General features: G+C 43.6%; 8 protein-coding genes and 1 tRNA gene. 8 read left to right on the forward strand and 1 reads right to left on the reverse strand.

The window, feature by feature from the left end:
• Positions 1-202 precede the first annotated feature (202 nt).
• Positions 203-1483, forward strand: coding sequence for a tRNA lysidine(34) synthetase TilS (tilS, locus tag KFO40_RS24270; RefSeq protein WP_120144351.1), 1281 nt, complete (start codon positions 203-205; stop codon positions 1481-1483).
• On the opposite strand, the gene KFO40_RS24275 is transcribed toward tilS, so the two are convergent.
• Positions 1468-2304 (reverse strand): 4Fe-4S binding protein, encoded by an 837-nt coding sequence (locus KFO40_RS24275; protein ID WP_004312931.1) that lies wholly within the window; start codon positions 2302-2304, stop codon positions 1468-1470. The genes tilS and KFO40_RS24275 overlap by 16 nt on opposite strands.
• Before the next feature lie 236 nt (positions 2305-2540).
• Between KFO40_RS24275 and rho the strand changes: the two genes are divergently transcribed.
• From rho to KFO40_RS24310, 7 genes are all read left to right on the forward strand, one after another.
• Positions 2541-4799, forward strand: coding sequence for a transcription termination factor Rho (gene rho / locus KFO40_RS24280; protein WP_015532994.1), 2259 nt, complete (start codon positions 2541-2543; stop codon positions 4797-4799).
• A gap of 286 nt (positions 4800-5085) precedes the next feature.
• Complete coding sequence (locus tag KFO40_RS24285) at positions 5086-6552, forward strand: sulfatase (protein WP_008025830.1); 1467 nt, start codon at positions 5086-5088, stop codon at positions 6550-6552.
• A gap of 273 nt (positions 6553-6825) precedes the next feature.
• Positions 6826-8148 (forward strand): MATE family efflux transporter, encoded by a 1323-nt coding sequence (locus tag KFO40_RS24290; protein ID WP_008025832.1) that lies wholly within the window; start codon positions 6826-6828, stop codon positions 8146-8148.
• 104 nt (positions 8149-8252) lie between these two features.
• Positions 8253-9575 (forward strand): signal recognition particle protein, encoded by a 1323-nt coding sequence (ffh, locus tag KFO40_RS24295; RefSeq protein ID WP_004312925.1) that lies wholly within the window; start codon positions 8253-8255, stop codon positions 9573-9575.
• Between the two features lie 209 nt (positions 9576-9784).
• A complete protein-coding gene (folD, locus tag KFO40_RS24300) occupies positions 9785-10666 on the forward strand; it encodes a bifunctional methylenetetrahydrofolate dehydrogenase/methenyltetrahydrofolate cyclohydrolase FolD (protein ID WP_004312924.1) in 882 nt (293 codons plus the stop codon).
• Entirely contained in the window at positions 10663-11817 is a 1155-nt protein-coding gene (locus tag KFO40_RS24305) for a CapA family protein (RefSeq protein ID WP_008025834.1), read from the forward strand. The genes folD and KFO40_RS24305 overlap by 4 nt, the downstream gene beginning before the upstream one ends.
• 64 nt (positions 11818-11881) lie before the next feature.
• Positions 11882-11960 (forward strand) — tRNA-His (locus tag KFO40_RS24310).
• The last annotated feature ends 370 nt before the right edge of the window (positions 11961-12330 follow it).

Consider the following 12330-nt stretch of genomic DNA (forward strand, 5'->3'; position numbering starts at 1 on the left):
CCCCAATACCTTTACAATAACACCTTTTTCTCCTGTTTTTAATTCGGACAAACGCATAACTCTCAAAATTTTCGGCAAAGATAATTCATAACTTCGGAGCACGCAAATTATTTAGAATGTTTTTAAATAGCAGCCATTTTCTTCCTCCAAAAGATTTAGGAAAAATAAAAAAACTTATTGATAAACTCGTATCTTTGCAGATATGATACAACAACGCGTTACAAAATATATAGAAAAAGAACATTTGTTCTCACTGGATGCCAAAGTCCTGATTGCATTGAGTGGCGGTGCCGACTCGGTGGCACTGCTATGTATTCTGCACACAGCAGGTTATCATTGCGAAGCCGCACACTGTAATTTCCACCTGCGAGGCGAAGAATCAGACCGGGATGAACTGTTTGTCCGCCAACTTTGCAAAAGAACCGGGATCCATTTGCATACAATTGATTTTAACACGACACAATACGCAAAGGAAAAACAGATTTCGATTGAAATGGCTGCACGGGAATTACGCTATGACTGGTTCGAGAAAACGAGAAAAGAATGCCAGGCAGATGTGATCGCCGTAGCACATCATCAGGATGATAGCGTAGAAACCATACTACTCAATCTGATTCGAGGTACAGGAATTACCGGTTTATTAGGAATCCGCCCCCGCAACGGAGCAATCGTACGGCCTCTGCTTTGCGTCAATCGAGAAGATATCATTCATTATCTGGAGAGCATCGGACAAGATTATGTAACAGACAGCACCAATCTGGAAGACGAATATACCCGTAACAAAATCCGACTCAATCTCCTTCCTCTTATGCAGGAAATCAATCCGTCAGTCAAAAAGAATCTGATAGACACGAGCAATTATCTGAATGATGTAGCTACCATATATAATAAATGCATAGAGGAAACCAAAAATAATATTGTAACGACAGAAGGTATCCGAATCAGTGATTTAGTAAAGGAACCGGCACCCGAAGCTATTCTATTCGAAATCTTGCATCCTCTAGGCTTCAATTCTGCACAAATCAAAGATATTGCCTTTTCGCTTCACAGCCAACCGGGCAAACAATTTTGCAGTAAAAAATGGAGAGTGATAAAAGACAGGGAATTCTTTTTAATAGAAGCAATCGAATCTAGAAATGAAGTTCTTCCTCCTTTTCAAATCATCAAAGAAGAAAAAGAATACACCCCTGATTTCCTAATTCCACGCGACAAAGGAATAGCCTGTTTTGATGCCGACAAACTGAATGGAGATATTCATTACCGGAAATGGCAGACAGGAGACACTTTTATTCCTTTCGGAATGAAAGGAAAGAAAAAAATAAGCGATTATCTGACCGACCGCAAATTTTCTATCAGTCAAAAAGAACGCCAGTGGGTACTCTGTTGTGGAGAACACATTGCGTGGCTGATAGGCGAACGAACAGACAACCGCTTTCGTATTGATGAAACAACTAAGCGTGTCGTAATCTACAAAATAGTTTGAGGCAATTTCTGTTTCTTGAAGCAATCTGACAACAAAGCCGCAAAAGGAGTATCATACACCCGTGCTTTTTTAACGCAGGCTTTTACACAGGCACAACACTTGATACATTTAGCTTCATCTGTATGCAGTTCATCCCCTTTCGTTATAGCCCCTGCCGGACAACGGACCACACACAATCCACAATGGGTGCACAAATTTTCATCCTCCACCCAAGGAGTGCGGGGAAGCGGTGTTCCACTTTTACGTAACTTGATAACTTTCCTCAAAAAGCGAAACAAAGGAAAAAATGGCTGGCTCGGACGTTTAATAGCACGTACGTCTACCGGATAAAGGGTATCCATGCTATCAGCAGCCTGTATTTTTTCCATGATTTTCTTCCCAAATTCCGTAGCAAAGGCTAAATCCGACTCATCGGGACGTCCCACCGCAATCGGATGTTTATCAGTACTATATGAATGTTCTCCAATAAAAGTTGCCCCGGCAATCACTTTCAATCCATGAGGAATAGCAAAAGCATCCAGTTCCATTAAAGCTTTTTCATAAGCACGGTTTCCATACACCACCACCAAAACGGTCGGAGTATCCACTCCCCGGATGTACTGCAAACGCTCCATTGCCAGAGGAGCGACATGACCTCCATACACAGGCACTACAATAATGGCCAAAGCAGATGCAGGAATCACGATTTCATCTGCAATTTGCTGCGTTACATTAATAGGAAGGATATTTTTTATGCCCGTACCGTGAACAATCGCTTCCGCAACTTGTTTAGATGTGTGTGTAGGCGAAAAATAAATTAAATGAGCTTCATTTACTGTCATACCATTTTCTTTTATGTAGCAAAGATACACTTTTACGTGGAAAAAAATGTTTGATTGTTCATGAAACCAAAAAAAATTATTATCTTTGCCCCGTTGAAACATTCTACGATTCAACATATACATCCCTAATTCAGAATAAAAAACAAAACGTATGCTTGCATATCTGTAGCCATAAGCTGTAGTAATGCTGTCCGTAATTCAGCAAAAAAAGAAATATTAATAACTTACCATACTATATGTATAACATTATCCAATTAAACGACAAAAATCTGTCGGAACTTCAAGTTATTGCCAAAGAGTTAGGCATAAAAAAAGCAGACTCATACAAAAAAGAAGACCTTGTTTATAAGATACTCGATGAACAGGCTATTGTAGGAGCTACTAAGAAAGTTGCCGCAGATAAGCTCAAAGAAGAACGCAAAAATGAAGAACAAAAGAAAAAGCGTTCACGGGTAGCTCCTACCAAAAAAGAAGACAAGGTAGTTTCCACACCAAAGAGTGGAGAGGTTAATAAAACAAAAGAAGCCACTCCTGTAAAAGCACCACAACCTTCCAAGAAAGAAGAAAGTACAAACAAAGAAAAAGAAGCTCCTGTTGTAGAAGCTAAAGCAGAAAACGCTACTACTGCTCCCAAGCGTAAAGTGGGCCGTCCACGCAAGAGCGCTGATGCAGAAGAGAAAAAAGAAGTAGAAAATGTAACACCGGCTGCTCCCAAAGTGGTGGAAACTAAGCCTGTTGTTGCAGAGAAAACTACTGAAACAAAAGAAAAAGCTGCTCCAGCACAACAGCCGACTGCTGAAAAGAAAGCAAAAAGCAAACCGGCTGCAGAAACAAATAAACCAGCCGCAGAGCCAAACAAGCCTGTTGCAGAGAAAAAAGTTATAGATAAACCACAAAAGAAAGCCGCACCCGTTATCGACGAGGAAAGCAATATCTTATCCAGCGTTGACGATGATGATTTTATTCCAATCGAAGATCTGCCTTCTGAAAAAATAGAGCTTCCTACCGAACTCTTCGGCAAATTCGAGGCAACTAAAACAGAACCTGTGCAAACAGCACCTGAACAGCCATCTCATCCTCAACAGCAACAACAATCTCAACAGCAGCAAGCACAGCAGCAACGCCCGCGTATTGTTCGTCCACGCGACAATAACAACGGTAATAACAATGTGAACAATAATAGCAATAACGCTAATAACAACAATAATAATTTCCAACGTAATAACAATAATCAAAATCAGGTTCAGAATCAGAACCAACAACGCTTACCGATGCCACGTGCCACTCAGCAAAACCATGCGAACGAGAATCTTCCGGCACAACAGCAACAACAGCAGGAGCGCAAGGTTATTGAACGCGAAAAGCCTTACGAATTCGATGATATTCTCAACGGAGTAGGCGTTCTGGAAATCATGCAGGATGGATACGGATTCCTCCGTTCTTCCGATTACAACTACCTTTCTTCTCCGGACGACATTTATGTATCACAATCTCAAATCAAACTCTTTGGTTTGAAAACCGGTGATGTAGTGGAAGGTGTTATCCGTCCACCCAAAGAAGGAGAAAAATATTTCCCGTTGGTAAAAGTGTCGAAAATTAACGGACGTGACGCAGCTTTCGTTCGCGACCGTGTTCCTTTCGAACATCTGACACCTCTTTTCCCGGATGAAAAGTTCAAACTTTGCAAAGGCGGTTATTCAGACTCCATGTCTGCACGCGTTGTTGACCTTTTCGCTCCTATCGGTAAAGGACAACGTGCCTTGATCGTTGCCCAGCCAAAGACAGGTAAGACTATCTTAATGAAAGATATCGCTAACGCTATTGCAGCCAATCACCCGGAAGTTTACATGATTATGCTGCTGATTGACGAACGTCCGGAAGAAGTAACCGATATGGCACGCAGCGTTAATGCAGAAGTTATCGCTTCTACTTTCGACGAACCGGCAGAACGTCACGTAAAAATTGCAGGTATCGTATTGGAAAAGGCAAAACGTTTGGTAGAATGTGGTCACGACGTAGTGATCTTCCTTGATTCTATCACCCGTCTGGCTCGTGCATACAATACAGTATCTCCTGCATCCGGTAAAGTTCTTTCCGGTGGTGTGGATGCAAACGCACTTCACAAACCTAAACGTTTCTTCGGTGCTGCCCGTAATATTGAAAACGGCGGCTCGTTGACCATCATCGCTACCGCATTGATCGATACCGGTTCTAAAATGGACGAAGTTATCTTCGAAGAATTTAAGGGTACCGGCAACATGGAGTTGCAGCTCGACCGCAACCTGTCCAACAAACGTATCTTCCCGGCAGTCAACATTACTGCATCCAGCACTCGTCGCGACGACCTGTTGCTTGATAAGACAACTCTTGACCGCATGTGGATATTACGTAAATATCTTGCAGACATGAATCCGATCGAAGCAATGGACTTCGTTAAAGACCGTTTGGAAAAGACCAGAGATAACGATGAATTCCTGATGAGCATGAACAGCTAATTAGCGGTAAACGATAAATGATGAACGGTGAACAAACTGCGTCCTAATAATTGCAGTTTGTTCACCGTTCTCTTTTTTAGCCACCCCGTTAATCAATAACCACTTGCCGTTCATCCTTCACAATCCAACGTTCATCAGCAATAGTTCCCCCTAATCATCCATCACACATTACATTTTTGTACAAAATACTTTCACTTGCGTCCAAAACTACTACTTCACCCTTTTTTGCGTTTCCTTTTTTCCTACTTTTGTTTCAAAATCAACTATTACTTAATTCTAACCAGTAATGAAAACTATTTATCCATTCATGGGATTAGCCCTATGCGGCGTAGCAGCCCAAGCTCAAGAAAAGCCCAATTTCCTGATTATCCAGTGCGACCATTTGACACAACGCGTCGTCGGAGCTTACGGGCAAACACAAGGCTGCACCCTCCCTATTGACGAAGTCGCTTCACGAGGAGTTATCTTCTCCAATGCTTATGTAGGCTGCCCTCTCAGCCAACCTTCACGCGCAGCTTTATGGAGCGGCATGATGCCTCATCAAACGAATGTACGTTCGAACTCCAGCGAACCTATCAACCCACGTATTCCCGAAAATGTACCGACACTAGGAAGCCTTTTTTCCGAAAACGGTTACGAAGCCGTACACTTCGGAAAAACACACGACATGGGCTCCCTAAGAGGATTCAAACACAAAGAACCGGTAGCCAAACCATTCACTGATCCGGAGTTCCCGGTTAATAACGACAGCTTCCTGGACGTAGGAACCTGCGAAGATGCTGTTGCTTATTTAAGCAACCCTCCCAAAGAACCATTCATCTGTATTGCCGATTTTCAGAACCCTCACAACATTTGCGGATTCGTAGGAGCAAATGAAGGAGTACATACCGACCGCCCCATCAGCGGAACTCTTCCTGAACTACCAGCCAACTTCGACGTGGAAGACTGGAACAATATCCCCAAACCGGTGCAATACATCTGTTGCAGCCATCGCCGCATGACCCAGGCATCTCATTGGAATGAAGAGAATTACCGTCATTACATTGCCGCTTTCCAGCACTATACTAAAATGGTGTCCAAGCAAGTAGACAGTGTATTAAAAGCTCTTTACTCCACTCCTGCCGGAAGAAACACCATCGTTGTTATCATGGCCGATCATGGCGACGGAATGGCTTCACACCGTATGGTGACCAAGCATATCAGTTTCTATGATGAAATGACAAACGTTCCGTTTATCTTTGCAGGTCCCGGCATCAAACAACAGAAAAAACCGGTAGATCAACTATTGACACAGCCTACGCTGGATCTTTTGCCTACCCTTTGTGATTTGGCAGGAATTTCCGTTCCGGTCGAAAAACAGGGAATCAGTCTCGCACCCACATTAAAAGGAGAGAAACAGAAAAAGACTCACCCTTATGTAGTTTCCGAATGGCACAGCGAATATGAATATGTCGTTACCCCCGGACGTATGGTACGCGGACCGAGATACAAATACACGCACTATCTGGAAGGCAACGGAGAAGAACTATATGATATGAAAAAAGATCCGGGAGAACGCAAGAATCTCGCCAAAGATCCGAAATACAGTAAAGTTCTGGCAGAACACCGTGCCATGCTTGATGATTACATCACCCGCACAAAAGATGACTACCGAAGCTTGAAAGTAGATGCTGATCCACGATGCAGAAACCATACTCCCGGCTACCCCAACCACGAAGGTCCTGGAGTTCGAGAAATACTCAAAAGAAAATAAATAATAAAAAAGAGTGAAGACGACAAAGAAATCTTCACTCTTTTTAGTTCTTTCGCTGGCAAACTTACAAGCAAGCAGCGCACTAGTATAGCCCAAGAACACCGGCAAACACGAATCATCCGGTTCATATTAAGCCGTAAGGGAGACATGCTTCATTCCGAATCAACTAACGATAAAACTCCCGAAGGTCCGGAAATAGTTTTCATCTACCCCATCGCTTCCGAATCGAAATAAAGCACTATCTTTGCAAAGTGTAAACTTAAACGCTTAATTATGTATACCAACAAACAGATTTGGAGTGTCAGTTACCCGATACTACTAAGCTTGCTGGCACAAAATGTCATCAATGTCACCGACACAGCATTCCTCGGACACGTGAGTGAGGTAGCTCTTGGAGCATCGGCTATGGGCGGGTTATTTTATATATGTGTATTCACCATCGCATTCGGATTCAGTACCGGTTCGCAGATTGTCATAGCGCGACGCAATGGCGAAGGCCGCTATTCAGATGTCGGCCCTGTCATGATTCAGGGAGTCATGTTCCTGTTCGTGATGGCACTGCTGCTATTTGGATTCACCAAGGCATTCGGTGGAAACATCATGCGTTTGCTAGTTTCTTCAGAATCCATCTACGAAGGAACAATGGAGTTTCTGGACTGGCGTATTTACGGATTCTTTTTCTCTTTTATCAATGTCATGTTCCGGGCATTGTACATCGGCATTACACGCACTAAAGTGCTAACCATCAATGCCATTGTCATGGCATTAACCAATGTCGTACTGGACTATGCATTAATCTTCGGAAAGTTCGGTTTGCCGGAAATGGGTATCAAAGGGGCTGCTATTGCTTCCGTACTGGCAGAAGCCTCCTCCATTCTCTTTTTCGTCATCTATACGTATGCCACGGTCGATTTAAAGAAATACGGTATGAACCGCCTGCGCACATTCGACCCAGCATTGCTGATGCGGATCCTTAGTATCTCCTGCTTCACCATGCTGCAATATTTCCTGTCGATGGCTACCTGGTTTGTTTTCTTCGTAGCCGTAGAACGGTTGGGGCAACGGGAACTGGCGATTGCCAATATCGTCCGAAGTATTTATGTCGTATTGTTGATTCCGGTCAACGCACTGGCTACGACTACCAACAGTCTTGTCAGCAATGCTATTGGTGCAGGAGGCATCCAGCACGTGATGCCGCTCATTAATAAAATTGCGCGTTTCTCCTTTTTCATCATGCTGGGGTTAGTAGCGGTATCGGCACTGTTTCCGCAGTTCCTGCTCTCTATCTACACCAGTGAAGCCGCACTCATTACGGAATCCGTACCTTCGGTATATGTAATTTGTTGCGCCATGCTTATCGCATCCGTAGCCAATGTAGTGTTCAACGGTATCTCCGGAACAGGAAATACACAGGCAGCCCTGTTGCTCGAAACGATTACAATTATCATCTACGGATCATACATCATTTTCATCGGAATGTGGCTGAAAGCACCGATCGAAATTTGCTTTACGATTGAGATTGTGTATTATAGCTTGCTGTTGATAACAAGTTATATTTATCTCAAAAAAGCAAAATGGCAGAATAAAAAGATATAAATACAAGAGATTTTTGTACATTTGCAAGCTCAAATAAAGAGTAGACGGAAAAGTCCCTCTTTCGCCCAAGTAAATTGTAATTAGTAATTCGTAATTAAATAACTATGTTCGATAATTTAAGTGAAAGACTAGAACGGTCATTCAAGATTCTGAAAGGTGAAGGCAAAATCACCGAAATCAACGTGGCGGAGACGCTGAAAGACGTACGTAAAGCACTTCTCGACGCCGACGTAAACTACAAGGTGGCAAAGAATTTCACGGATACAGTGAAAGAAAAAGCTCTTGGCCAGAACGTGCTTACGGCTGTGAAGCCAAGCCAGTTGATGGTGAAAATCGTACATGATGAACTTACACAGTTGATGGGTGGAGAGACAGCCGAGATCAATATCGACGCCCGTCCGGCAGTCATCCTGATGTCAGGTTTGCAAGGTTCGGGTAAGACCACCTTCTCCGGTAAGTTGGCACGGATGCTGAAAACCAAGAAAAACCGTAAGCCATTACTGGTTGCTTGTGACGTTTACCGTCCGGCAGCTATCGAACAGTTGCGCGTATTGGCAGAACAAATCGAAGTACCGATGTACTGCGAACTGGACAGCAAGAATCCGGTAGAAATCGCACAACACGCTATTCAGGAAGCTAAAGCCAAAGGATATGACCTCGTTATCGTCGATACAGCCGGACGTCTGGCAGTAGACGAACAGATGATGAACGAGATCGCCGCTATCAAAGAAGCAATCAACCCGAACGAAATTCTGTTCGTGGTAGACTCCATGACCGGTCAGGATGCTGTAAACACGGCTAAAGAATTCAACGAACGTCTGGACTTCAACGGTGTGGTACTGACCAAACTTGATGGTGATACCCGCGGTGGTGCGGCTCTTTCTATCCGTTCGGTAGTGAACAAACCGATCAAATTTGTTGGTACAGGTGAAAAGCTGGAAGCAATCGACCAATTCCACCCTGCCCGTATGGCCGACCGTATTCTCGGTATGGGTGACATCGTTTCATTGGTAGAACGTGCACAGGAACAATATGATGAAGAAGAGGCTAAACGTTTACAGAAGAAAATAGCCAAAAACCAATTCGACTTCAATGACTTCCTTAGCCAGATTGCACAAATCAAGAAAATGGGTAATCTGAAAGACCTTGCCTCCATGATTCCGGGAGTAGGAAAGGCAATCAAAGATATTGATATTGACGACAATGCTTTCAAAAGCATCGAAGCTATCATCTATTCCATGACTCCAGCAGAACGTTCCAACCCGGAAATACTGAACGGATCACGTCGTACACGTATCGCCAAAGGTAGCGGAACGACTATTCAGGAAGTAAACCGCCTGCTGAAACAGTTCGACCAGACTCGCAAAATGATGAAGATGGTAACTAGCAGCAAGATGGGTAAGATGATGCCTAAAATGAAAAGATAATCATTCAATAGATCCAAACTGATTATAACAAAAAAAGAGGAAGTTTCGACTTCCTCTTTTTTTTGTATCCGGAAGCCTACGGTAGAAAGTAGTTTCTCCACTAACAAACTGATAATATACTGCTCATCTCCTGACAAAAATTCCAATCCTTTTGGAGAGTTCAGTTATTTATTTTACTTTTGCCCATCACCAATAAATACTCTGAAAATATGACTCTGATAGACGGAAAAGCCATTTCCGAACAAGTGAAACAAGAGATTGCAGCCGAAGTAGCCGAAATTGTGGCTCGTGGCGGAAAACGCCCGCATCTGGCGGCTATCCTTGTTGGACACGATGGTGGTAGCGAAACGTATGTAGCTGCCAAAGTAAAAGCCTGTGAAGTATGTGGATTCAAGTCCTCCCTCATCCGTTATGAAAGTGACGTGACCGAAGAAGAACTGCTTGCCAAAGTACGCGAACTGAATGAAGACGACGATGTAGACGGCTTTATCGTACAACTTCCCTTACCTAAACATATCTCCGAACAGAAAGTAATCGAAACGATTGATTACCGTAAAGATGTAGACGGCTTCCACCCGATCAACGTAGGCCGTATGTCCATCGGACTTCCGTGCTATGTATCCGCTACTCCCAACGGTATCCTCGAATTGTTGAAACGTTACGAAATAGAGACTTCCGGCAAAAAATGTGTTGTACTCGGACGTAGCAATATCGTCGGCAAACCGATGGCTGCCCTGATGATGCAGAAAGCCTATCCGGGCGATGCCACGGTGACGGTATGCCACAGCCGCAGCAAAGACCTGATAAAAGAATGTCAGGAAGCTGATATTATCATCGCTGCCCTGGGACAACCCAACTTTGTAAAAGCCGAAATGGTGAAAGAAGGTGCGGTAGTTATCGATGTAGGTACTACGCGTGTGCCGGATGCAACTAAGAAATCAGGCTTCAAACTGACTGGTGACGTGAAGTTTGACGAAGTTGCCCCAAAATGTTCCTTTATCACTCCCGTACCGGGCGGTGTTGGACCGATGACGATTGTATCGTTAATGAAAAATACACTCTTAGCTGGCAAGAAAGCCATTTATCAATGAAACATAGCTTGTTTCTGATGATTTTACTTCTCTCTTTGTCCTGCACCTCCCGGTCGCAGGCAAAGAGAGATTCTATCATCGATACCCTGTCGGACAGCCTTTCCGCAACCGACAGTATTTCCCCTACTGATACCCTACGACTCCTTTTCGTAGGTGACCTCATGCAGCATCAAGGACAAATCAACGCTGCACGAACCTCAACCGGCTATGATTATTCCGCCTGTTTTACGTACGTTAAAGAAGAAATAGGGAGAGCCGATCTCGCTATCGCCAATCTGGAAGTTACGTTAGGAGGCAAACCCTACAAAGGTTATCCTGCTTTCAGCGCACCGGACGAATTTCTGACCGCAATTCATGACGCAGGTTTCAATGTTTTAGTGACTGCCAACAATCATAGTCTCGACCGTGGCAAATCCGGACTGGAGCGTACCATTCAACTTATCGACTCGTTGAAAATTCCACATGCAGGCACATATATCAACACCGAAGAACGCGATAAGAAATATCCTCTTTTATTGGAAAAGAACGGGTTCCGCATCGCCCTGCTCAACTATACGTATGGCACAAACGGTATCCCCGTTACTCCTCCCAATATCGTGAACTATATTGATACAACAGTTATCGCCAAAGATATTGAAGAGAGCAAAGCAATGAAACCGGACGCAATCATAGCTTGTATGCATTGGGGAATCGAATACCAGTCGCTCCCGGACAAAGAGCAGAAATTCCTTGCTGACTGGCTGATTCAAAAAGGAGTAAATCATGTCATCGGCTCCCATCCTCACGTAGTTCAACCCATTGAAGTTCGCACAGACAGCGTGACGAACGACAAACATCTCGTAGTCTATTCACTGGGAAATTATATTTCCAATATGTCCGCCCGCCGCACCGATGGTGGACTGATGGTAAGAATGGAATTAGTAAAAGACAGCACAGTCCGTCTCAATAATTGCGAGTATAGTTTAGTCTGGACAGCCCGCCCCATTCAGTCCGGAAAAAAAAATCATCAATTACTCCCCGTCAACCTACCTGCTGATTCAATTCCTTTACAAGCACGTAACTCTCTGAAGATCTTCACAAATGATGCTCGAACCCTTTTCAACAAGCACAATCAGGGAATAAAAGAATATACTTTTTACAAAAAAAAGTAGTGAAATCTTTTGGAGATTAAAAGATAATATCTATCTTTGCACCGCGTTAGAGAAACGCAGACATGGTGGCTGTAGTTCAGTTGGTTAGAGCGTCAGATTGTGGTTCTGAATGTCGTGGGTTCGAGTCCCATCTGCCACCCCCAAAGAAACCCTTGTAAGTTAAGTACTTATGAGGGTTTTCTTTTTGTTGGTAGAATATCATTCAAGTGCTAAAGTTTTTCCTACTATAAAGTTGAAAAACATAAAAGCATCTGCCACCTGCAACGAAAAGCGTGTAATACACTAGTTAATAAATAGTTGGAACGTTGCAGATACCTGTGGCAGATAGGTTGCAGATAAAGTATCTGCAACACGTTATATAATCAAAGAAAAAGCCTTGATTCCTTGATGCAAAGCTATGGGATAATTGGGATCACTCTATGGAGAATTTGTGGTGTCTCTACGGGGAAACGACAGTATCCTTACGTAGAAACTGTAGTGTCCCGCCTTAGAAACTCTCGTTTCCTGCCGTGG

This window comes from Bacteroides sp. 1001302B_160321_D4 (assembly GCF_015667765.1).
Classification (GTDB): domain Bacteria; phylum Bacteroidota; class Bacteroidia; order Bacteroidales; family Bacteroidaceae; genus Bacteroides; species Bacteroides xylanisolvens.